Below are 22,429 nucleotides of genomic sequence, written 5' to 3' on the forward strand. Positions count from 1 at the left end.
TCCGTGGTGCACGGCCGGGCCGGCACGTCCGTTGACGGACTCGACGGTCGACTCGGTGCTCGGCCCACCCGGCAGGATCTCGACCAGGTCGGCGACGGTCTCGGCGCCGTGAACGGGCACCTATCGTGGCAGGCGCGATCCCGCCGCTGTCACACACGGCGACGACACCAGCATGCAAGGAGGCCTCGCACCGGTGGGTGGATGGCCGCCGGTACGCCCTCGGCGTCGTCGGTCGGCCGCCTGGTCGAGGCGTTCGGGGATCGTTATGGCGATGCCCCGGCGCCGGAGCAGGCCCTGTCGCCCAGCGCGCGGTCCGGTGTCGTGCGTGGGCGGCCTGTGTCGGCGCGTGCGACCCGGAACCCGTCGAGGACGTCCGCGAACGCGGTGGTGTCGTTGACGTTGCCCGGGGTGAGCACGATCGACAGCGAAGTGCCCCGCCCGTCGACGGCGAGGTGGAGCTTGGTGGTCAGTCCTCCTCGCGACCGGCCGAGGGCGGCTCTTTCCGCCCCCACGCCGTGTCCGTCAGCTCATCTCGATCCGCCACAAGATCAACTATCGGACAGGCCTTGGGCACGCAGCGGGGTGGGGACGGGGGTGCCCGCCGCGCCGAGGAAGGTGCTGAGGGGCTTGCCGGCTTGCCGGTGGAGGTAGCGGCAATGATCAGTGCGATCGGCGACGGCCGCAGCCGGGTTCGGGCCGGTGGCTTCTCCGGCGGGGCCGGTCGGGCCGGCGGCCGGTCGTGCTGCCGTGCGGCTCGGCTGAGGCCGGGGCGGGCGTTGTGTCGATGGGCTTCGGTCTCCGGGGCGGTGGCGATTGCGATCCGCCTCGGCGGGGCGCCCGAGGCCCCATCGGCCACGGGCTCATTCGTGCCAGGGTTGACAGAGTGAATATGACCGGTCATCTTAGATTTGCTGGATGCCTAGAACGCAACAGAGGAAGGGCAACGCGATGACCGAGATCAAGCCCAGGTTCCGCACGATCGACGGGCTGTCGATCAGGTATGCCGAGAGCGACGAGCCGCACGAGCGCGAGGCGCTGCTGCTGAGCCCCTGGCCGGAGAGCCTCTACTCCTATGACGCGACCTGGTCGAAGCTGGCCCGGTACGCTCGCCTGGTCGCGGTGGACCTGCCGGGGTTCGGGCACTCCGAGCTCCGCGCCGACCTGCTCTCGCCCACGGCGATGGGCGAGTTCATCGTCCGGATCGCCGATGAGTTCGGACTGGTGAGCCCGCATGTCGTGGGCCCGGACATCGGTACGGCCGCGTCCTTGTTCGCCGCCGCGCGGCATCCCGGCCGGTTCCGGACCCTGGTCGTGGGCACGGGCGGGACGGCCGTCCCCCTGGCGCTGGGAAACCCCCTGAAGGACTGGGTGCTGGCCGAGGACCTGGCCCCGTACCGGGCCATGGGCGCCAAGGCGGCCGTCACCGTCGCGATCCAGACCATCAACGGCTACCGGCTGCCGGATGTGGTGCGGGAGGACTACCTCGCCTCCTATGTCGGTCAGCGTTTCGTCGAGCAGTTGCCCTACGTCCGCGCCTATCCGGCCGAGCTGCCGGTCCTGCGCGAACTGCTGCCCACTCTGGAGACGCCGGTCCAGATTCTCGCCGGACGCGACGACGCGGTCGTGCCGCCGGAGAACGCCGAGTACCTCCACGCGAACCTGCCCCACAGCAGGCTCGACATCATCGACGCCGGCCACTTCGCCTGGGAGGAGAACGCCGACGACTACGCCGACGTCATCACCCGGTGGTGGCGGGCGAACTAGGCGCCGCCCCACGGGAGGCCGTGCGCGCCTCACCTGGGGCCGTCCCCTCGGGGCGTCCATTGATCCGTGCTGCCGGCCCGGCCCGTTCCCGACTGCTTCGGCCCCGAGGTCATCGGCTCGGCCGTCGACGTTCCGCAGAACCGATCCGGGGGCGGCCGGCGTCCGTCTCCGGTGCCGGTCGCCGGGTCAGGTGGTCAGCGAATCGAACACGGTGAAGAAGTCGTCCAGCGGTGCGCTGCCGCGGACGACCTTCGCCTGCATGGACGCCCCCTCCCACGCGCTCACCAGGAATCGGGCCAGGGCCGAGCTGTCCACGTCGCTTGCCAGAGTCCCGGCCGCGCGGGCCTCGTCCAGCGCCGAGGCGAGCGCGGAGGCCCACCGCCCGAGCCGGTCGCCCACCTCGTCCCGGATCGCGGGGCTCTGTGTGGACAGCTCCACCCCGAAGTTGCCGAACATGCAGCCCCGGGCGTAGTCGTACCGCTCCAAGTCCGCCATCAGGTAGGCGAAGTGTTCGCGGATGCGCTCGACGGGAGGTACGGACTTGTCGGCGAGCATGTCCATGCCGCGCGAGTCGGCGTAGCGGCGCATGACCTCGACGGCCATGGCCTCCTTGCTGTCGAAGTGGTTGTAGAATGAACCCTTCGGCGTGCCGGCGGTGTCGGTGATGTCCTTGATGCCGATGCCGTTGAAGCCGTACTCGTGGAAGCGATCGTGCGCGGCTTCGATCAGGTGTTCGCGCATGCTGGGTCGCGGCATGGTGCACACTCCTTCTACTGCTTGCAATATGGCCGGTCGTCTTTCGATTTGTCAAGCAGTGCTTCCGGCGTCGGGCCGGTGGGGGAGCCGTCCCACGGCCTTGCCCAGGTCGGCCTCAAGGTCGCCGGGTGTCTGGAGGCCCCGGCGCGAGAGACGGTCCAGGCGCTCGCGCGTCTGCGGCAGGGCGACGAGGCTCTGGAAGACGGCGGCGTCGGAGCGGACCTGCGCGGGGTCCGCCAGCGTGAGATCGCCGATGGCGCGCTTGGCGGCCCTGACCCCCTCGGGCGGGAAGCCGGCGATGCGCTGGGCCAGTCGCTCGACGAAGCCGTCCAGCTCGTCGTCGGGCAGGGCGCGGTTGATCCAGCCGTATCGCTCGGCGAGGTCCGCGTCGAAGTCCTCCGCGCCCACGATGGCCTCGACGGCCCGCGCCCGGCCCAGCCGCCGGGTCAGGTGCTGGATGCCGCCGGCGCCGGGCAGGGCGCCGGTGCCGACCTCGAACTGCCCGAAGACCGCGTTCTGTCGAGAGGCGAAGACCATGTCGCAGGCCAGGGCCAGCTCGTTGCCGCCGCCGCGGGCCCGACCGCGCACCTTGGCGATGGTGATCACCGGGACCCGCGCCAGCCTGTGCAGGAGCATGCCGAGCGAGGCGTCGCCCGGGCCGCCGGCCTTCGCGGCCTCGGCGGTGTACTGCGGAACGGCCGCAAGGTCCACATGTGCCGAGAAGTACTCGGGGGAGGCGCTGTCGAAGACGACGACCCGCACGTCGCTGACGTCCGTGTACAGCGTGTCGATGAGCCCGGCCAGGTCGCGGACCAGGTCGACGCCGATCAGGTTGAGCGGGCCGGCGTCGAGGGTGGCGAACAGGACACCGCCTTCCGATCGGGTGCGGATCGAGGGGTGGTCGAAGCCCATGTTGACTCCCAACGGTTCACGGACGCCGGGCAGTTGTGGCCCGGAGCCGCCGCGCGAGCCCGCGGCGGAGTTCCTTGAACTTATCAAGACGGCCGGTCATATTTGAGCGGCGCTCCGACGGCCGACGGCGGCGGGGCGACGCGCAGTGCCGTTCGAGGGTCGCGCGGCCGGATCAGGGGCCGGGCCGGTCATGGCATGCAGCTCAGGGCGAGGAGGACGAAGTTGCCGGTGAGGACGGGGACGGCGTAGGGCAGGGGACGAGGGGCCGCCTGGTCGGTGATGTCGGTGAAGCCCCCATCCGGATCCTGTCGTTCGACGAGGTGGGCCACGGCGCGGGCGCACGCCGTGGTGTGGCCGGAGTCGGCCAGCGCGATCAGGCTGTACGCGGTGCTCGTGGCGTCGCTGGGGCGCTCGGGCGTGTGGCCCCAGCCGCCGTCCGGGTGCTGGGTCCGGATCAGCCTTTCGTGCGTGCGGCGGATCGCTTCGGCCGTGCGGTTCGCGGGGCCGGTGTTCAGGCGTTGTGCGGTGCGCAGGGCCAGGTGCGCGCGGAACACGGCGTTGGCTTCGGCGAGGCTCCAGCTGCGTTCGTAGGTGCCGTCGGGGTGTTGTGCGGAGAGGAGGTGGGCGGTGGCGCGGGTGAGGAGTTCCCGGTGATGGCGGTGGTAGGGGGCGAGGGCGGTGATCGTGGCGGCGGTCATGGCGGCTTCGGACGGCCCGCCGGGCAGGAAGGTGGGCACACCGCCGTCCGGGCCGGGCAGCGTGGCGAGGTGGGCGCGGGCCCGGGTGAGGGGTTCGCGGTAGCGCGCGGGGTCGAGCGTGTGCAGGAACTGCATCGCGTAGGCGGTGTCGTCCGCGTCCGTCTGCGTGACACCGCGGGCGTAGCCCCAGCCGCCGGCCGGGGCCTGGAGCCCGGCCAGCTGGTCGCCCATCGTGCGCAGCAGCGCCGGGTCGGCGGCGCCGGACCGTGCGAGGGCCAGCCCGGCGGTGGCGGTGCAGAACACCTCCTCCGCGGCGATGAACGGCAGTCCGCCGTCGGTGTTGCGGCAGGCCAGCAGCGCGGCGATGCCGCGGCGCACGACGGGGTGGCCGGGCCGGATCCGGTGGACGGCCAGGAGGGCGACCAGGTGCGCGAGGACGTTCTGCTCCCACACGGCGTCCGGCCGCGATTCCAGCAGCCCCAGCAGCCGGGTCGCGGCGGGGGAGGAGGGGGCCGGGGCGTGCGGCTCGGCGAGCACGGCCAGCGCGGCGAGCAGCAGCCGGGTCCAGCCGGCCTCGGTCGCCGTGTCGTGCGGGACGGTGAGGGGGCGGGGCCAGGGAGCGGCGCCGGTGACGGCGAGGATCGCGTGCAGGGCCGCGGTCTTGCGGGCCGAGGTGCCGTGCTCGAATCCCTCCAGGACGCGTCGGATCAGCGCGGCCGGCTCACGGACCGGCCTGCCGTCCAGGACGGCCGCGACGAGGGCGGTGTCGAACTCGCCCGTCGGGCCGGCGGCGGGTGCCGAGGCCGCCCGGGTCAGGAAGCCGGTCAGATTCCGGCGCGCGAGGGGTTCGGCGTCCTCCCGGCGGAGCAGTTCCAGCATCAGCGCAGACTCGATGACCCGGCTGCGGCAGCGGCCGGCCACCGCGCCGTCGGCACCGACCTGACGGCTGACGTGTTCCACCAGCCGTGCGCGGGCCCCGGCGGCGGGTCCGTCGTCGAGGTTCCGCTCTGGCCGGGTGGCCGGTCGCAGGCCCGGCCGGCGCAGGCGGGGGAGCAGCGTGGTGCGGTCCACCACGGGCCATCCACGTGCCTGCGCGCGGCTCCGCAGCGCCGGGGTCGGTTCGAAGGCCAACGGGGTGCCGACGCGTTCCAGGAGCCGGGCGTCGGCGAGGGAGTTCCCGATCGCGAGCGATCCGGGCCAGTCGACCGTGCCGTCCCCGGCCTCGGCCACGAGTTCCTCCGCCACCTCGGGCTTTCGGCCCGCCACGTCCTGGACCCGGCCCGTGCAGCGGCCGGTTGCGACGTCCAGCCGGGTGCCCCGGTACAGGGCGATGCCCAGTTCCCGTGCCAGTGCGGCGACGAGCCCGTGCGGGCCGACGGACACCAGTGCCGGGACGAATCCCCGGGCGCGGAGGGTCTGTACCAAGGGGTGGGCGAACGCGAACACCTGATCGCGGCGTGACGCCCAGAGCCGGGCCGTCACCTGCTCGACCGCGGCCGCCGACGCTCCCTTCAGCATGGCTCCGAACAGGGAGTAGGCCGTTGCCGCGGTCGCCGACTGTTCCAAGGCGCCCTCCGGCAGGGTGCTCAGGAAGTCCGACAGTGCTTGCCACCCGTCGTCCCGGACCAGCCGTGCGGCCGCCAGCCTGCCCGGCAGTTCGGCTCCGGGGCTCTGCGGCAGCAGCGTGCCGTCCACGTCCAGCACCGCGAGGCGCACGCCGGGCCGGTGTAGGGAGTCGTCGGTCATCGTGCTTCGGCGATCAGGCGCAGGCCGGCGGGGGTGAGGCTGGCACGCATCACGGGCCGGACGGTGCTCCCGGGGCGAGCGCGCAGGCGCCAGCGCGTGCAGATGGCGGCGACCAGATGGGTGGCGGCGGTCAGGGCGAAGGTGTCCCCGATGCACTTGCGCTTCCCCGCGACGAACGGGATGAACGCCTGGCGCTGGGCGGCGGTCGGTGGGGCGTTCCAGCGGTCGGGGAGGAAGCGTTCGGCCTCCGCGAAGACGGATTCGTCGTGCTGGAGCTGGTAGGCGCTGAAGTAGAAGTCCGTCCCGGGCGGGAACGTGTAGCGGTCCAGGGTCACCTGCGCGGTGGAGGCCCGGGTGAGCATGGGGACCGGCGGGTAGAGGCGCAGCGCCTCGGTGAGCACGTTGCGCAGGTGGGGAAGGCCGCGGAGTCCTCCGGGTCGGCGGGTGGAGGCTTCGGGCGCCGCATCGATCTCCCCGTACAGCCGCTGCTCGACGGCGGGGTGCCCGGTCAGGAGGAAGAACGTCCAGGCGACGAGGCTTGCGGTGGTCTCGATGCCCGCCAGGAAGAACGTGCCTATCTGGTGGCGGAGGTTCTCGTCGGTGATCGCCAGGTCGGGGTTGTCGGCACTGGCGGCGACGAGAGCGGCGAGCATTCCCTCGGCCTCGGGGTCCGTGCGTGCGGCGGCCACGATGCGGTCGGCCGCGGCCCACACCCCGTCACGAGCGCGGGAGAACCGGCGGTTGCCGGGTGTCGGCAGGCTGTTGATCCAGCGGTACGGGACGACGGTCCGGGTGAAGAGTCCGGCGATCAGCACCGGGAACTGCGCGGCGATCAGCGCGGCTTCGGCGGATTCGATGCCGGGGACGACGGTCCGGCACAGCACCCTCGTCATCATCGCCTGTGCGTCGGCCAGGAGATCGACGGTCTCGCCCGGCTGCCACGACGCCGTCAGCGCCTCGGACTCCTCGCGGAAGGCCTGTTCGTAGCGTGCGAGATGGTCGGACGCGAAGGCGGGCTGGACGATCCGCCGCTGCTTCTGGTGATCGCTGTGCGAGGCCGACGCCAGACCGTCGCCGAGGAGTTCCCTGACCCGGCTGAAGAACGGTCCGCCCTTGTCGAAGGCGTCGACGTGGGTGACGAGCATGCGGTGGACGAGTTCGGGGTGGCAGACCAGGAACGCCTCGCGCGTACCGGTTCTGACGGTGCGTACGGGTTCGGTGCTGTCGCACTCCCGGAGCCATGCCAGCGGATCGCTCACCAGGGCGAGACTGTGCCCCAGTATCGGCAGCGCGCGCGGGGCGAGCGGCGGTCGGGGCGGGGTTGGTGCGGAGGCCGAGGCCATGGCGGCTCCTGTCAGATTTCGATTCGCTCCAAGCCCGGGATCAGGTCGCCCCAGCCGTATCGGTCGACGTGCAGGTGCCAGTACCAGTACCCGTGCAGGTAGTTCTCGACATGCGGTGTCCGCTCGGGGCCGGCCAGCTCGATGATGCGCCGTTGCGCACGCAGGCCGCTGTCGAGCTTCGCGCGATAGGCGTCGCGGTAAGGGATCCCGTTCCGGACCGATTCACCGTAGATGCTGCTGACGGTGAAATCCCGACCGTCAAGGGCCTCCTTGTAGAAGGAGAGGACATCGTTGATGTCGTTGAGGAACACCACGAGCTGGCCCATGGCGGCGCCCCAGAAGGCCAGGTTTTCCACGAAATCCATACAAGGGTCGACGAACTGCAGGGCCGTGGCGTACGCCTCGCAGAATCCGGACCGGGAGCGAATGTATCCGGTGTCCAGAAAGCGATGACGATCCGTCCCGCACTCCGTCTCCAGGAGGACGCCGGTCAGCGCTTCGTGGATGAATGACCGGTATATACCCAGGAACGCGGGGCTGCAGAAGCCCGCCAGGTCGGCGAACACCAGCTCGGCGTAGTCGCTGAAGCGGGACGCGTGCCGGCCCGGCGGCCTCGGGCCGGTCCCGATGTCCGCGAAGAGGTCCAGCACGCCGCTCCTGCTGCGGCCGCATGTGTCGTCCAGGTGGACCCAGAAGACGTATGCGCGCGCCAGTGCCAATGCCAGTGCATCGTCGGGGGCGGGGACCAGCAGTTGCTGCATCGCCACGAGGTCGTGAATCAGGGAGGGTGGGCAGTGGAATCCGGCGTTCCGCAGCTCATTGTCGATCGTGATGGCGCAGAATTCGGCCTGTGGCCGGTCGATGCGCGGAACGCACTTCGCGGCCTCGGCGACGGGGATCCCGAGGAAGTCTTCCTTCAGGACCTCCATCACCATTTCCCGATGCCCAGCGTCGGGTATCTCTCGCATGCGCGACAAGCTACCCATTCCCCGCGGCGGATGATCAACCTTCGGGCGGGACGGCCGATCATGCATTCGGGATGTCCGGAAACAGTCGTGGAGGAGGACGCGCCGACGCCGAATGCCGACTGGGCCTCACTTCCGTGCGGGGTCGTTGGGGTGGGGTTCGAGCGCGGTCACGGTGATGGTCATCCAGGGGCGCAGGGGGAGGGTGCCCAGGATCTTCTCGTGGAGTTCGTCCTCGTCGGCGGCCCGCCAGATGCCGATGCTGCGGGCTTCGCCGACCGGGCGCCACAGGCGGGTGAGGTGGCCGGCGGCGGCCAGCTCGCGGGCGCGGGCGGCCTCGGCGGCCCGGCGGCGGTCGACCTCCTCGGGGGTGGTTCCCTCGGGCACGGTGGTGGTGATCTCGACCAGGAACTCGTTCATGGGTTCTGCTCCTTTCTCGCTCTGCCCATCGTGCGTCCGATGCCGGTGCGGCGCCACGACCGGTGTGCTCGTTGCTGGTAGGCGCAGGCTCCTACCGCCGTAGCATGGGGGCGTGGAGTTGCGCCAGTTGCGGTACTTCGTCGCGGTCGCCGAGGAGCTGAACTTCGGCCGGGCCGCCGCCCGGTTGCTGATCGCCGGGCCGTCCCTGTCCCAGCAGGTCAAGGCGCTGGAGCGCGATCTCGGGGTGGTGCTGTTCGACCGGGACCGGCGTTCGGTGGCGCTCACGCCGGCGGGGACCGCGCTGCTGCCGCACGCGCGCGCCCTGCTGGAGCGGGCCGAGGACCTGCGGCGGCGGGCCGGGCGGCTGTCGGATGCGCAGCCCGTGCGGCTGGGGTACGTCAACTGGCTGCCGCCGGACCTGTCCGCCCGGACGGCGGCGGTGGCGCGGGTGCACGTGGACGCCTGGGTCGCGCCCTCGCACACCCAGGCCGTGCGGGTGGCGGACGGGGGTCTGGACCTGGCGGTGTGCTGGGTGCGGGAGGAGGACCTGGAGCGGTTGGGCCTGGTGGCGCGGCTGGTGGGTGCGGACCGGCTGTACGCCGTGTCCCCGGGGCCGGGCGCCGGTGCGGTGCGGGCGGGCGAGGCGGTGGTGCTGGTGGACGAGGACGCCACCTCCTGGGCGTCCTGGAACGTCTTCGCCGAGGAGCTGGCGCGGGAGGCGGGTGCGCGGGCGGAGCGGATCGCGGACGGCGGGGTGACCGGCCCGGGGTTCTTCGACCACGTCCGCCGGCTCGGCCGACCTGTCGTCAACTCGCCCAAGGGACAAGGTTCGGCGCTGCCGCCGGACCTGGTGCGGCGCCCGGTGGTGGCGCCGGAGGTCCACTGGACGTGGTCGCTGGTGCGGCGCGCGGACGAGCGGCGGGCCGCGGTGCTGGCCGCGGTCGACGCGCTCTGTGACGGCGTCGGAGACCTCGGCCTGCGCGGCGGGGAGGTCTGGCTGCCGGCCGGCGACCCGTACCGCCCCGGGACGCGTGAGGGGCGCTGAGCAGGGCTGGGAGGCGTGGCCTTCCAGCAGGGAGGAAGCCGGTCGCGGCGCCGGGGCGGTTTCGCCTTGTTGCGCGCGCCGGATGCGGCCTACCGTCGAGGAGTCGACCGGCGGCGGAAGCCGAGGTCGAGGAGTCCCGCCCCCCAACCGCCGAGCTCGCGCTCGGTCACCCCTCCGGAGGTATGTCATGGGCATGAACGCTCAGAAGGTCGCCGTCATCACGGGCGCCTCGCAAGGCATCGGCGCCGGCCTGGTCGAGGCCTACCGCAAGCTCGGCCACGCGGTCGTCGCCACCTCGCGCACCATCGCCCCCGCCGACGACGCGGGCGTCCTGGCCGTCCGGGGCGACATCGCGGACCCGGCCACCGCCGAACGGGTGATCTCCGCCGCCGTCGAGCGCTTCGGCCGCGTCGACACCCTGGTCAACAACGCGGGCGTGTTCGTCGCCAAGCCGTTCACGGACTACACCGCCGAGGACTTCGCCGCCGTCACCGGCATCAACCTGGCCGGGTTCTTCCGCCTCACCCAGCTCGCCGTCGGCCAGATGCTCGCCCAGGGCGGCGGACACATCGTCAACATCACCACCAGCCTGGTCGACAACGCCGACGCCCGCGTCCCGTCCGTCCTCGCCTCGCTCACCAAGGGCGGCCTGCAGTCCGCCACCAAGTCCCTCGCCATCGAGTACGCGACCCGCGGCATCCGCGTCAACGCCGTCTCCCCGGGCACCATCCGCACCCCGATGCACGACCCGCAGACCCACCGGTTCCTCGCCGGCCTGCACCCCGTCGGCCGCCTGGGCGAGATCGGCGACATCGTCGAGGCGGTCGTCTTCCTGGAGAACGCGCCGTTCGTCACCGGCGAGATCCTCCACGTCGACGGTGGCATGAGCGCCGGCCACTGACCACCCGCACCCGCCCCCCCCCCGGGAGAAACGCTATGAGCCAGCGCACCGCGGACGGCGAGACGATCCTGCGCGGCGTCCTCGACGGCTGGAAGGCCGCCGTCGACGAGCACCAGCCCGACCGGGCGGCCGCCCACTTCACCGACGACGCCGTCTTCCAGGGCCTGCACCCCTACAGCGTCGGACGCCCCGGCATCGCCGCCTACTACGACTCCCAGCCCCTGGGCATGACCGCCGAGTACCGCGTCCTGGAGACCAGGCGCCTCGCCGACGACCTCGTCCTCGGCTACCTGAACGCCGACTTCTCCTTCATCGACCGCCCTGCGATCCACGTCCACCTCGGTGTGCTGCTGAAGCGGACCGCCGCCGATTGGGCCATCGCCTTCTACCAGGTCTCCAGGAGGGAGCAGGAGGCCGCCGGCGGGGGCCCGGACGACCGGTGACGACCGGGGTTCCCCGGTCCGGGAGGAACACCGCCGGGACGGCCGCACGCCCGAAGGGGCGGCAGGCGGCCGTCCGGCCGGCCGCGCACGGGGAACCCGTCCGCTCGCGTCACCTGTTCGGCTCCGCCGTGCAGGCGAGGTCCTCGGCCGGGCGCTGCCCGTCGGCCAGGAACGCCGTCACGACGGTGTTCGCGCACATGTTGCGGCCGAACGGGTAGACGCCGTGTCCGCCCTGGTCGACGGTCACCATCGTGGCCCGGGCCCCGAGTGCCCGACGCAGCTTCAGGGCACCGACCAGTGGTGTCCCCGGGTCGCGTTCGTTCTGCGCCATCAGGATGTTCGACGGGCCGTGGTCGCCGATCCGCACCGGGGGCTCGACCCGGTTGTCCGGCCAGTACGCGCAGGGCTTGATGTTTCCGGTGATCCCGCCGAGCATCGGGTACCTCAGCCGGTCGATCGCGGCGTTGCGCTGGTAGTCGCGGACCTCGCCGGGCCAGCGCGAGTCACCGCAGGTCACGTACAGGTGGCCGGCCAGGAAGTTCTCCGGGATCGGCGGCGGGGAAGTCGGAAGCGGTTCGCCCTGGTCCAGCGCCTGCCATTCCGTGGCCAGTGTGGGCAGGAGGGCCTCGACGTAGAGGCGCTCGAACGTCACCCCGCGGAACAGGCTGCCGTCGATGCCGCCGACCGGTTCGGCGTCAAGCCGCTGCGCGAGTTCGAAGAACTTGGCGCTCACCTGCTTCGGTGTGGTGCCCAGGCCGTACTCGGGGTGCGCGGCCGCGTACGCGGCGAAGTCCGGGAACCGGTCCTCCATGCCGCGGCCGAGCAGGCGGAAGTTCTCCAGGCCGTAGCCGTCGGGGCCCATGTTGCTGTCGAGCACGATCCGGTCGCCGCGTGCGGGGAACAGCGTCGTGTACACCGCGCCGAGGTAGCTGCCGTAGGAGGCGCCGAGGTAGGAGACCTTCGGCTCGCCCAGTGCCGCCCGGATCCGGTCCATGTCGCGCGCGGTGTTCGCGGTGGTGGTGTACGGCAGCATCCACGCGGTCCGCGACGTGGCGCACTGTTCGGCGACGGCCCGCGCGAACGGCGCCTCCCGGGCGACGTCGGCCGAGGTGTGCGCGTACGGCGGGAAGTTGCCGCGTGCCCGCTGCTGCGGTGTCAGGTCGCAGGTGACCGGCGTGCTGCGGCCGATGCCGCGCGGGTCGAAGCCGATCACGTCGTAGGAGTCGAGGACGTCCTCCGGCAGCCCGGCGCCGGCGAGCAGGGCCGGGTAGTCGAGCCCGGCGCTGCCGGGGCCGCCCGGGTTGGTCAGCAGCACACCGCGGCGCTTCGAAGGAGCCTCGCTCGCCAGTCGGGAGACGGCGATCTCGATCTGCCGGCCGTCGGGATCGCGGTAGTCCAGCGGTACGTCGAGCGTCGTGCACTCAAGCCGGGGGGACGTGGCGGCCTCCGGCGGGCACGGGCCCCACTTCAACGATCGCGGCGTGGCCGTCACCGCGTTCGTGCTCGCCCCCGCTGCCCCGGCAGCCACGACCATGGCGAGTGCGGCGCCCACGAGGACGAGCGGCAGGGCCTTCTTGTCCATGCGATGCCCTCCTGAGTTGTTGTTCCGCCGTGGCCGGCGGCGAAAGCGCCGGGGCGCCGGCGTCCGCCCCGGTCGCTGCCGACCGTGTCGCGCGGGGCGGTAGCCACCGTCAAAGGAGTCTGCTTCCCGTCAGGAAGCGTCGTGTCGAGGAGCGTACCGATGACCACGGCCGTTCGACCGGTAGGCACGCCTCCCGATCCTCGCGCTGCCCGACACGAGCAGGAGTGCACCGGCTCCGCGCGCCCCCGGAACCGGACGGTCCGGCGGTGCGACAGTCACCGGTGGGCGGCGGGGGACCGGGCGATCAGGGTGCGGAAGGCCGCCGCCACGGCGTCGGGGCGTTCCTGCATGGCGACGTGGCCGACGCCGGGCAGGGTGAGCAGCCGGGCGTCGGGGAACGCGGCGTAGGCCCGGGCCGCGGTGCGGAACGGGACGAGGCGGTCGTCGCGGCCGTAGACGAGCAGGGTGGGGGCGGTCACCCGGGTGGCCTGGCGCCAGGGTGACGCCCCGCCGGGCCGCAGGTGGGCGCGGACGACCGCGCGCACGCCCTCGGCCAGCATGTCCTGGGCATGGGGGAGCGCGGCCCGGCGCGTCCGTTCGCGGGCCTCGGTGGCGCGCTGCGCGGCGTCGACGCGGGACGGGTCGGCGTAGATCAGGGTGTAGAGGTCGTCGAGGTCCCGGTCGGGGCCGCGCGCGGCGAGCCGCCGGGTGTGCAGGCGGGAGGCGCCCGGCAGGCCGAGCAGGGCGATCCGCAGGGCCTGGAGCGGCGGGAGGGCGGGCAGGACCGGAGAGACGAGGGTCAGCGTGGCGACCAGCTCCGGGTGGCGGTCGGCGAGGTGGAGGGCGGTCAGGCCGCCGAGGGAGTTGCCGACCAGGTGGACGCGGCGGTGCCCTGCGCGCGCGAGGTGGCCGGCAACGGCCGCGGCCTGGCGCCCGACGGTGACCCGGCCGTCGGGCGGGGGAGCGGAGCGGCCGAAGCCGGGGAGGTCGAGGGCCAGGCAGTGCACCGACGCCCGGAGGCGGTCGATCAGCGCGGCCCAGTTGTGGGTCCAGCCGCCCAGCCCGTGCAGGAACACGGCGGTCTCGGCGTCCGGACGGGCGCCGGGTACGTAGGCGGCGGCGAGCTGCTGGTTCATGACGGTCCGTTCCGCGGTCTCAGGTGCGCTCTGTCGCGGAGGACTCCGCGACCACGAGCCGGTAGTGGTCGACGAGCCGGTCGCCCACCGCCTCCCAGCCGCGTTCCGCCACCGCGGCCCGGCCGGCCCGGCCGAACGTCCCGCGGAGGTCCGCGTCGTGGGCGAGCCGCTCCACCGCCTCCCGGAAACCGGGCCCCGGTCCGGGCGGGACGAGGAAGCCGGTGCGGCCGGGGAGGACGAGGTCGAGCGGTCCGCCGGCCGCCGGGGCGATGACGGGCAGGCCGCTGGCCATCGCCTCCTGGAGGGTCTGGCCGAAGGTCTCGAACGGACCGGGGTGCGCGAAGAGGTCGAACGAGGCGTAGAGCCGGGCGAGTTCCGGCCCGGTGCGGGGGCCCAGGAACAGCGCGTCCGGCATGGCGGCGGCCAGTCGGGCCCGGCAGGGGCCGTCGCCGACGACCACCAGCCGGACGCCCGGGAGGCGGGAGACCTCGGCCAGCCGGTGGACCTGCTTCTCCGGCGCCAGGCGTCCGACGTAGCCGACCAGGACGTCGCCGGGCGCGCCGAGGCGCCGGCGCAGCCCCTCGTCGCGGTGGCCGGGGTGGAACCGGTCGCGGTCGACGCCGCGCGGCCACAGGTGGATCCGGGGGATCCCGTGGGCGGTCAGGGCGGCGAGCGAGGACCGGGACGGCGCGAGGGTCCGTGCGGCCGCCGCGTGGATGCGCCGCAGCCGGTGCCAGGCCAGCCGTTCCCCGGCCGCTCCGGCGACGGGGAGGTAGGTCCGGGCGTAGGCGGCGAGGTCGGTCTGGTACACCGCCACGACCGGGACGCCCGCGCGCCGGGCTGCGGCGGAGCCGGCGGCCCCGAGCGCGAACGGGCCGGCCAGGTGCACCACGTGCGGGCGGTGCCGTTGGAGGGCGTCGGCCACCCGGCGCCCGGGGACGGCGATCCGCACCTCCGGGTAGCCGGGCAGCGGCAGCGACGGGACGCGGACCACCGGGTAGCCGTACGCCCGGTCGTCGGAGCCGGCGCGGTGCCGGGGCGCGCCGCGGCTTGCCGGTGCCACCACGAGCGGGGAGTGGCCCCGGGCCAGCAGGTGCTCGGCGGTCCGCAGCACGCTGTGGGCCACGCCGTTGAGCTGCGGGGCGAAGGCCTCGGCGACGATCACCACCCGCAGCCGCCCGCCTGCCGCGGCCGGACCGGCCCCGGCGGGTGCCACCGGCCGGGGCAGCAGCCCGCTCACCGGGCGGTCTCCGCCGCGGCCGCGGCCCCCGGGCGGGCCGGGACGGAGCGGCCGACCGCACGCAGGTCCCGCAGGATCTCCCGGAAGCTGCTGGTCAGGCCGGCCTCGGCGTACGGCACGCCGATCTCCGCGCAGTAGGCGCGCACCAGGTGCGAGGCCGGGCGCAGCGCCGCCGCCGGCATGGCCGGGAAGAGGTGGTGCTCGATCTGGTACCCGAGGCCGCCGAAGAGGACGTGGACGGCCCGGCCCGCCCGCAGGTTGCGGGAGGGCAGCACCTGCCGCCGGAGGAAGCCGGCGTGCCCGGCGTCCGGGCCGGTCAGCGGCATGCCCTTGTGGTTGGGGGCGAAGACGCAGCCCAGGTAGACGCCGAGCAGTGCCGCGAACAGGACGGTGAAGGCGAACGCCTGGAGCGGAGCGAGGACGACGGCCGTGAGGGCCGCGGCGAGGACGTGGTGCAGGGCGGCGAGGGTGCGCTCCAGGACCGGGTGGCGCACGGTGCCGCGGACGAGGGTCACGCCGGTGGCGACCAGCAGGCCGAGCGCCTGAAGGGACAGCAGCGGGAAGAACAGCTCCGCCTGGTGGCGCGCCACCAGCCGCCGCAACCCCCTGGTCCGCCGGGCCTGTTCGGTGCTGCGGACGAAGAGCAGGGAGTCGGCGGCGGGGTCGTGGCCCACCCGGTTCGGATGGGCGTGGTGCCGGTTGTGGTCGTCGACCCACCAGCCGTAGCTCATGCCGACCACCAGGTTGCCCAGCACGATGCCCGCCAGGTCGGTGGCCCGGCGGTCGGCGAACACCGCGCGGTGCGCCACATCGTGGCCGAGCAGCGCCAACTGGCCGAACAGCAGGGCGAACAGCGGCGCCAGGCCGAGCTGCCACCAGCTCGCGCCGAGCGCGACGAAGCCGGCCAGCAGCCCCGCCAGCGCGGCGAACAGCACCGTGGCGCGGCAGGCGTAGTACAGCGGGCGCCGACGCAGCAGACCGGCCGCTGCCACCCGCCGGTACAGCTCGGTGAACTCGTCGCGCCGGGCGGGCCCGTCATCCGAGGGGTCCTGAACGGTCATGCCACCCTCCGGTATCGGTGCGCCCCGGCCCGCCATCGCCGCACAGCGCCCCGGGCGGGAGGGACCCGAGTGTTCCGCACCCGAATCGTCACCGTCCTGTACCGGTGGTGAAAGTGACCCGATCGGGTGAGCCGCCACTGTTGGCGGACGACCTGGTGTTCGAGTACGGATGCCCCGTGCGACCTGTTGTCGCAGGGCCGGTAGGCCGTCCCGGAGCGCAGCGTGCCATGGTGCCCCGGTGCTGGTCCGACCGGATGGCGGGCCGCCGCCGTCCGGCGTGCCGGGGCGGTACGGGACCGGGACGGCTCCGCCGGGCGGGTTAGGTTCGGGTGCGTGACCGGCAACGACGCGGTCCTGGCGTTGATGGTCGTCACGGCGCTGGGCTTCGACTTCACCAACGGCTTCCACGACACCGGCAACGCGATGGCGACCTCGATCGTCACCGGGGCCCTGCCGCCGCGCGTCGCGGTCGCGGTCTCGGCGGTGCTGAACCTGGTCGGCGCGTTCCTGTCGACCGCGGTGGCGGCGACCATCGCCAACGGCCTGGTCGCCAGCGGGGAGGTGACCCTGACGGTGGTGTGTGCCGGTCTGACCGGCAGCATCCTGTGGAACCTGGCCACCTGGTACCTGGGTATTCCCTCCAGTTCTTCGCACGCGCTGATCGGCGGGGTGATCGGGGCGACGGTGGCGGCGGCCGGCTCCTCGGCCGTCAAGTGGCAGGGCCTGGTCTCCAAGGTGATCGTGCCGGCGGCGCTGTCGCCGTTCATCGCCGGTCTGGTGGCCGTGGCCGGCACCCTGCTGGTCGCCCGCATCACCCGGGACGTGTCCGAGCTCCCGCGCGAGCGCGGGTTCCGGCTGGGCCAGATCGGCTCGGCCTCCATGGTCTCGCTCGCCCACGGCACCAACGACGCGCAGAAGACCATGGGCGTCATCACCCTCGCCCTGATCGCCAACGGCACCCTGCCGGCCGGGGCGAAGGCCCCCGACTGGGTGATCCTCTCCTGCGCGGTGGCCATCGCCCTGGGCACGTACGCCGGCGGCTGGCGGGTGATCCGGGCGCTGGGCAAGGGATTGGTGGAGATCGCGCCGCCCCAGGGGATGGCCGCCGAGTCGGCGTCGGCCGCCGTGATCCTCTGCTCCACCGACTTCGGCTACTCGCTCTCCACCACGCACGTGGCCACCGGATCGATCCTGGGCTCGGGAGTCGGCTGGAAGGGCGCCGTGGTCCGCTGGCAGCTCGCCCGCCGGATGGTGACGGCCTGGCTGTTCACCCTCCCGGCTGCGGCGCTGGTCGGCGCGGCGGCCTACTGGGTCGCGAACGGGATCGGCGGGACGGCCGGCGTGGTGGTGATCTTCGTGGTGCTGGTGCTGGCGTCGGTCGCCTTCTTCGCCGCCTCCCGCTACCCGGCGGTGACACCCGAGAACGTCAACGCCGCGTGGACCGGCTCGGTGATCCCGGAGTCCGCCGCAGCCAAGGCGAAGGGCAAGGCCAAGGACGAGGTGGGCTCGTGAACTCCTGGATCAACCTGGACGCCGTGTGGAGGATCGTCGTGGTGGGCCTGCTCACCGGCGCCGGACTGCCCGCACTGTTCGCCCTCGGCCTGCGCCTGCTCAACCCGCCCGGCCCCGCCGACGGCCCGTCGACCGGACGGACCACCCCCGGCCCGGTCGGCTACGCCCTGGCCGGCCTGCTCTTCGCGGTGGTGCTCGCGTCGATCGGCTGGGGCATCTCCGTCATCGTCGGCCACAGCTGAGACCACCCGCTGCGCCGCAGACGAAGCGGGGCCGGTCGGCGCAGGGCGGTCCACGCCTGTCGGCGTCACCGCGGCCCGCACCGTGCACAGGTGCGGGTCATCCAACCGAGAGCGGGCGGTTCCTGCCGAAGGTGGCTGCGTGGACGACCCGCCGGCCGTAGGGTCGTCCCGAACGGCCGAGCGGAGTGGCTGCCCGGTCCGGAGGGCAGGAGGTGGTCGCGGTGGGGATCGAACCTGTCCTCGTCACTGGTGTCGGTGGGCGCGTCGGCGGAGTCGGACGAGCGGTCCTCGACCGGTTGCGGGCCGGGGGAGTGCCGGTCCGGGCGCTCGTGCACCACGACGACGAGCGGGCCTCGGCGCTGCGGGCGGTGGACGGCGTCGAGGTGGTGGTCGGTGACCTCACCCGTGGCGCCGACGTGGTGGGGGCGTTGGCGGGCTGCCGCCGGGCCTACTTCGGGATGGGTGTGTCGCCGGCGTACCTGGAGGCCGCGACGACGGTCGCCGCGGCCGCGCGGGACGGCGAGGGCCTCGATCTGCTGGTGAGCATCTCGCAGATGACGGTCTCGCAGATGGACCTCACCAGTGGTGCCGAGTCCCGCCAGCAGCGGCTGCACTGGCTGGCCGAGCAGGTCCTCGACTGGTCGGGCGTGCCGGTCGTCCATGTCCGGCCCACGGTGTTCATGGAGAATCCGCTGTTCGCGCGGATCGCCGTCGCCTCGATCCTGCGGGACCGCACGATCCGCCTGCCGTTCGGCTCGGCCCGGACCTCACCGGTCGCCGCGGCCGACGTCGCGGAGGTCGTCGCCCGGCTCCTGCTCGATCCGGCGCCGCCGGCCCGCCGCGTCTACGAACTGACCGGGGCGCGCTCGCGTGACATGACGGCCGTCGCGGCCGAGTTCTCCGCCGCCCTGGGCCATGCCGTCACCTACGTCGACGTGCCGTACGAGGAGTGGCTGGACCGCGACCTCAGGGCCCAGGACCTGCCGCCCCACGTCTTCGAGCACATCGCCACGATGGCACGGCTGCACGGCGAGAACCGGTACGACCGGGCCACGAACGACATTGCCGAGCTGCTCGGACGCCCCCCGCTGGGGTTCGACCACTTCATCGGGAACACCCCCGGCCTGCGGTCGTAGGCCGACGCCGTCAGCCCCTGCCGTGGTTCGCGGGGTTCCGTAGCTGACGGCGGGAGGAGAGGCCCTGCTTCCCGAAGATCTTCCGCAGGTGCCATTCGACGGTGCGGGGGCTGATGAACAGCCGGGTCCCGATCTCGGCGTTGGTGAGTCCCTCGCGGACCAGCCGGACGATCTGGCTCTCCTGAGCCGTGAGTTCGCTCGCGGCGACGGCCGTGGGCATGGTCACGGTCATCCCGGCGGCTTGGAGCTCGCGCGCGGATCGGGCCGCGAACGCCGTCATGCCCATGGCGGTGAACAGGTCGTACGCGGTCCGCAACTGCGTCCGGGCCGCCTGGCGGCGGCGCTTGCGGCGGAGCCACTCGCCGTACAGGAGGTGCGTACGGGCGAGGTCGCCGCGGATCCGGGTCCGGGAGAGCCGGTCGACGGCCTCCCGGTACCGGTCCTCGGCTTCGCCCGAGCCGCCGACGAGGGCCCGGGCGCGGGCTTCGACGCCCAGGGCCCAGTCCGTGCCGCTGGGGCCGGTCACCTCGGTCAGGCGCCGCAGGGCGTCCGCCGCCTCGCCGGGTGCCCCCGCGCGGGCGGCGGCCTCGATGAACTCCGACAGCGCCCAGGTCGCTCCGCCCACCTCCAGCGGCCGGCTTCCCCGGCACGCTTCGCGCGCCGCCGCCAGCGCGTCCTGGTAGCGGCCGATGCTGTTGGCGACGATGGCCCGCGCGAGGTTGCCCATCACGGGCCCGTTGCCCTCGCCCCGACGTGATGCCTCGGCCTCCGCGGTCCTGCTCAGCCGGGCGACCTCGGCCTCATGGCCCCGCCACGCGGAGAGCAGCAGGGCCCCGTACAGCGGCGGCGGGGTGCCGACGGCCTCCGAGACCAGCTGCACCTCCTCCACCAGGGCGGACGCGAGGTCCAGCTCGCCGACGCAGGTGTGCATGACGGTACGCATCGTCAGGGCGAGTGGCAGCGCGGCGGTCTGGCCGGTCCGCCTGGTGAGCCTGAGGTACGTGCCGGAGAGGTCGTCCCAGCCCTCCTGGTCCCACAGGCCGACCGCCGTCGCGCCGGCCATCCACAGCCACCGCAGCCCGTCCGGCTCGGGGAGTGCCGGGTCGCGGAAGGCGGCGAGCGCCGTCCTGAGGGTGTCGACGCCGGCGGCGTGCCCGAGGGCGATCCGGGTCGCCGTACCGTCGAGCAGGAGGTCGACGGGGCGTGGCGGGTGAGGGGCGGGCGGGGCGTCGAGGGCCGCCCGGCTCATCTCGGCCTGGCCGCCGGCGTCCTGCGGCCCGGCGAACATGGCGGCGCTGATCGCTTCGAGATAGGTGTCGCGGGCCAGTTCGACGTCGTGTGGTTCGAGCCGGCGGGCGGCCCGCAGGAACAGGGAGGCGCTGTCGCGGCCGCGCTTGGTGGCGAAGGCGATCTGGGCCCGCAGCAGGTCGAGTTCGCCCTGGCGGCGCTCGTCGACGGGGCCCGCTTCGACCATGGAGAGCAGTCGCAGGGCATCGTCGGGGCTTCCCGCGGAACGGGCCGCCCGCGCGGCCCGCAAGGCCCGTTCCCGACGGCGGACCGGGTCGGGGGTGAGTTCGGCCGACCGGGACATGAACGCCGCCGCGGCGGCCAGGCCCCCGCGGACCCGCGCCCGCGCCGCGGACTGTTCCAGGTCCGCGGCGATCCTTTCGTCAGGGCCCTCGGCGCCCCGCGCCGCGTGCCAGGCACGGCGGTCGGGGTCCGTCAGCGGGTCGGTGACGTCCGCGAGCGCGCGGTGCGCGGCGCAGCGTTCGTCGTGGGTCGCCTGCCAGTAGACGGTGGAGCGGACGGTGGGGTGCGAGAAGCCGACCCGGTCGGAGATCACGAGGAGCCCGAGGGCGACGGCGGGTGAGGCGGCGGCCGCGCTCAAGCCGAGTCGCTCGGCCGCGCGCCAGAGCAGGACCGGATCGCCGGTCGGCTCCGCGGCGGCCGCGAGGAGCAGGCGGCGGGTCTCGGGCGGCAGTCCCGCGATGCGGCCGGCATGGGCGGCCCGGACGCGGTCGCCGGCCGGGGTCGCGCGCGGCAGGCCGAAGCCGCCCGCGTACTCCGTCGGCGTCGACTCCTTGGGCAGCTCCACCAGGGCGAGCGGGATTCCACGGGCCTCGGCGACGATCCGGTCGACGACCTGCTCGTCCCAGCGGCCGGGCAGCAGCGACATGAGGAGCGAGCGCGCCGCTTCATCGGGCAGCCCCTCCACGAGGAGCTCGGGGATTCCGCTCGCCCGGCTGTCCCCGTCCTCCACGCCGTCCGGGGTCCGTACGCCGAAGACGAGGGCGACCGATTCGGCCCGCAGCCTTCGCGCGGTGAACGCCAGGGCCTGCATCGAGGCGCGGTCGAGCCACTGCGCGTCGTCCACGACGCAGAGCAGCGGCCGCTCACGGGCGGCCTCGGACAGGATGCCGAGCGTGGCCAGGGCGACCTGGAAGCCGTCCGGGGGACGCACCGAACCGAGGCCGAGCGCCCCCTGCAGGGCATCGCGTTGACCGGCCGGCAGCACGGCGACCTGCTCGGCCATCGAGGAACACAGCTGGTGGAGGCCCGCGTAGGCCAGCTCCATCTCGGCCTGCACACCGGTGACGCGGACGACCTGAAAGCCCAGCGCGCCGGCGACGAGGTGGTCGAGCAGAGTCGTTTTTCCCACGCCCGCTTCACCGCGGACGACCAGGGACCGGCTCTCGCCGCGCGAAACCGCCGAGAGCAGGTCGTCGAGCAGCGCGCACTCGGCGCTTCGTCCCAGCACATGAGGCGGTGACACCGTCCGTTTGGCCCTTTCTCTTCGCGGAGGCCGAGCTGATTCGCCGTCGGGCGCTGACGCACATTGTGCGACAGCGAGCCCTGCGGCGAGACGGCGAGACGGCGAGACGGCGGGTGGCGCGGGTACCCCAGGGGCTCGACCAGGGGTCACCCCTGGTACGTGGGCCCCGCTCCCAGGGAATAGTCATGCATGTCCTTCCCCAGGGTCTCCCCGGGGCTCAAGAAATCGAGGCGCCATGAAGCACCCAGCGACCGAGGCACGCCGCTCCGGGCAGTCGCCTCCCGTCGTGCCGCACGTCGACGTCACGCTCACCGTCAACGGCACCGCGCACGCCCTCCGGGTCGATGCTCGCGTCACCCTCCTCGACGCGCTCCGTGACCACCTGGGCCTCACCGGCGCGAAGAAGGGGTGCGACCAGGGCGCCTGCGGTGCCTGCACGGTCATGGTCGACGGGAAGCGCGTGGTCGCCTGCCTCGTCCTGGCCGCCCAGTGCGAGGGCCGGGAGGTCACCACCGTCGAGGGGCTGTCCCCGGACGGCGGGCCGCACCCCGTGCAGGCCGCCTTCGCGCGCCATGACGCGTTCCAGTGCGGCTACTGTACTCCGGGACAGATCATGTCCGCGGTCTGCCTCCTCGCCGAGGGACGGGCCGGCACCGACGAGGACATCCGCGAGTTCATGAGCGGCAACCTCTGCCGTTGCGGCGCCTATCCGAACATCCGCGCGGCCATCCGCGACGTCACCGGGGAGCGCTGA

Annotated in this window: 19 protein-coding genes and 1 pseudogene; 8 read left to right on the top strand and 12 right to left on the bottom strand. The window is 73.4% G+C overall.

Annotation, left to right across the window (positions count from 1 at the left end; translation table 11 throughout):
* Positions 1–195: 195 nt before the first annotated feature.
* Positions 196–494: pseudogene (locus ABTX81_RS05940) on the bottom strand (transposase); the annotation flags it as partial.
* Positions 495–915: 421 nt separating this feature from the next.
* Here ABTX81_RS05940 and ABTX81_RS05945 point away from each other — a divergent pair.
* On the top strand, positions 916–1,764 hold the full coding sequence (locus ABTX81_RS05945) for an alpha/beta fold hydrolase (RefSeq protein ID WP_350541784.1): 849 nt from the start codon (positions 916–918) through the stop codon (positions 1,762–1,764).
* A 186-nt stretch (positions 1,765–1,950) separates the two neighbouring features.
* Here the strand turns inward: ABTX81_RS05945 and ABTX81_RS05950 are convergent, their stop codons facing one another.
* The 6 genes from ABTX81_RS05950 to ABTX81_RS05975 form a co-directional block, all read right to left on the bottom strand.
* Positions 1,951–2,520 carry a TetR/AcrR family transcriptional regulator gene (locus ABTX81_RS05950; protein WP_350541786.1) on the bottom strand — a complete coding sequence of 190 codons (570 nt, stop codon included), beginning with the start codon at positions 2,518–2,520 and terminating at the stop codon, positions 1,951–1,953.
* 51 nt (positions 2,521–2,571) lie between these two features.
* Positions 2,572–3,432, bottom strand: coding sequence for an enoyl-CoA hydratase/isomerase family protein (locus tag ABTX81_RS05955; protein ID WP_350541788.1), 861 nt, complete (start codon positions 3,430–3,432; stop codon positions 2,572–2,574).
* A gap of 188 nt (positions 3,433–3,620) precedes the next feature.
* Entirely contained in the window at positions 3,621–5,876 is a 2,256-nt protein-coding gene (locus ABTX81_RS05960) for a haloacid dehalogenase-like hydrolase (protein ID WP_350541790.1), read from the bottom strand.
* Positions 5,873–7,219: a cytochrome P450 gene (locus ABTX81_RS05965; protein WP_350541792.1), complete on the bottom strand. Its 1,347-nt coding sequence runs from the start codon at positions 7,217–7,219 to the stop codon at positions 5,873–5,875. The genes ABTX81_RS05960 and ABTX81_RS05965 overlap by 4 nt, the downstream gene beginning before the upstream one ends.
* 11 nt (positions 7,220–7,230) lie before the next feature.
* Positions 7,231–8,187: an isoprenoid biosynthesis enzyme family protein gene (locus tag ABTX81_RS05970; RefSeq protein WP_350541794.1), complete on the bottom strand. Its 957-nt coding sequence runs from the start codon at positions 8,185–8,187 to the stop codon at positions 7,231–7,233.
* 126 nt (positions 8,188–8,313) lie between these two features.
* A complete protein-coding gene (locus tag ABTX81_RS05975) occupies positions 8,314–8,604 on the bottom strand; it encodes a muconolactone Delta-isomerase family protein (protein WP_350541796.1) in 291 nt (96 codons plus the stop codon).
* Between the two features lie 112 nt (positions 8,605–8,716).
* Here ABTX81_RS05975 and ABTX81_RS05980 point away from each other — a divergent pair, with 112 nt between their 5' ends.
* The 3 genes from ABTX81_RS05980 to ABTX81_RS05990 all read left to right on the top strand — a co-directional run bounded on the left by ABTX81_RS05980 (position 8,717) and on the right by ABTX81_RS05990 (position 10,993).
* Positions 8,717–9,649: a LysR family transcriptional regulator gene (locus ABTX81_RS05980; protein ID WP_350541798.1), complete on the top strand. Its 933-nt coding sequence runs from the start codon at positions 8,717–8,719 to the stop codon at positions 9,647–9,649.
* Positions 9,650–9,836: 187 nt separating this feature from the next.
* Positions 9,837–10,550: an SDR family NAD(P)-dependent oxidoreductase gene (locus ABTX81_RS05985; RefSeq protein ID WP_350541800.1), complete on the top strand. Its 714-nt coding sequence runs from the start codon at positions 9,837–9,839 to the stop codon at positions 10,548–10,550.
* Between the two features lie 35 nt (positions 10,551–10,585).
* Positions 10,586–10,993, top strand: a complete 408-nt coding sequence (locus tag ABTX81_RS05990) for a nuclear transport factor 2 family protein (RefSeq protein WP_350541802.1) — start codon at positions 10,586–10,588, stop codon at positions 10,991–10,993.
* Positions 10,994–11,102: 109 nt separating this feature from the next.
* On the opposite strand, the gene ABTX81_RS05995 is transcribed toward ABTX81_RS05990, so the two are convergent.
* The 4 genes from ABTX81_RS05995 to ABTX81_RS06010 all read right to left on the bottom strand — a co-directional run bounded on the left by ABTX81_RS05995 (position 11,103) and on the right by ABTX81_RS06010 (position 16,012).
* Positions 11,103–12,575, bottom strand: coding sequence for an alpha/beta hydrolase (locus tag ABTX81_RS05995; protein WP_350541804.1), 1,473 nt, complete (start codon positions 12,573–12,575; stop codon positions 11,103–11,105).
* A 275-nt stretch (positions 12,576–12,850) separates the two neighbouring features.
* Positions 12,851–13,711 (bottom strand): alpha/beta hydrolase, encoded by an 861-nt coding sequence (locus ABTX81_RS06000; protein WP_350541806.1) that lies wholly within the window; start codon positions 13,709–13,711, stop codon positions 12,851–12,853.
* A 19-nt stretch (positions 13,712–13,730) separates the two neighbouring features.
* On the bottom strand, positions 13,731–14,885 hold the full coding sequence (locus ABTX81_RS06005) for a glycosyltransferase family 4 protein (protein ID WP_350542241.1): 1,155 nt from the start codon (positions 14,883–14,885) through the stop codon (positions 13,731–13,733).
* A 62-nt stretch (positions 14,886–14,947) separates the two neighbouring features.
* Positions 14,948–16,012 (bottom strand): acyl-CoA desaturase, encoded by a 1,065-nt coding sequence (locus tag ABTX81_RS06010; RefSeq protein ID WP_350541808.1) that lies wholly within the window; start codon positions 16,010–16,012, stop codon positions 14,948–14,950.
* A 333-nt stretch (positions 16,013–16,345) separates the two neighbouring features.
* Between ABTX81_RS06010 and ABTX81_RS06015 the strand changes: the two genes are divergently transcribed.
* The 3 genes from ABTX81_RS06015 to ABTX81_RS06025 all read left to right on the top strand — a co-directional run bounded on the left by ABTX81_RS06015 (position 16,346) and on the right by ABTX81_RS06025 (position 18,902).
* Positions 16,346–17,524 (top strand): inorganic phosphate transporter, encoded by a 1,179-nt coding sequence (locus ABTX81_RS06015; protein WP_350541810.1) that lies wholly within the window; start codon positions 16,346–16,348, stop codon positions 17,522–17,524.
* The gene (locus ABTX81_RS06020) at positions 17,521–17,766 is read left to right on the top strand and encodes a hypothetical protein (protein ID WP_350541812.1); all 246 of its coding nucleotides are present in this window, start codon (positions 17,521–17,523) and stop codon (positions 17,764–17,766) included. Before ABTX81_RS06015 ends, ABTX81_RS06020 begins: the two co-directional genes overlap by 4 nt.
* A 221-nt stretch (positions 17,767–17,987) precedes the next feature.
* Positions 17,988–18,902 (top strand): NAD(P)H-binding protein, encoded by a 915-nt coding sequence (locus tag ABTX81_RS06025; protein WP_350541814.1) that lies wholly within the window; start codon positions 17,988–17,990, stop codon positions 18,900–18,902.
* A 10-nt stretch (positions 18,903–18,912) separates the two neighbouring features.
* Here the strand turns inward: ABTX81_RS06025 and ABTX81_RS06030 are convergent, their stop codons facing one another.
* Complete coding sequence (locus tag ABTX81_RS06030) at positions 18,913–21,660, bottom strand: ATP-binding protein (RefSeq protein WP_350541816.1); 2,748 nt, start codon at positions 21,658–21,660, stop codon at positions 18,913–18,915.
* Between the two features lie 250 nt (positions 21,661–21,910).
* On the opposite strand from ABTX81_RS06030, the gene ABTX81_RS06035 reads away from it, so the two are divergent.
* Positions 21,911–22,429: a (2Fe-2S)-binding protein gene (locus ABTX81_RS06035; protein ID WP_350541818.1), complete on the top strand. Its 519-nt coding sequence runs from the start codon at positions 21,911–21,913 to the stop codon at positions 22,427–22,429.

Origin of the sequence: Kitasatospora sp. NPDC097605, from assembly GCF_040302725.1 — a bacterium.
Classification (GTDB): domain Bacteria; phylum Actinomycetota; class Actinomycetes; order Streptomycetales; family Streptomycetaceae; genus Kitasatospora.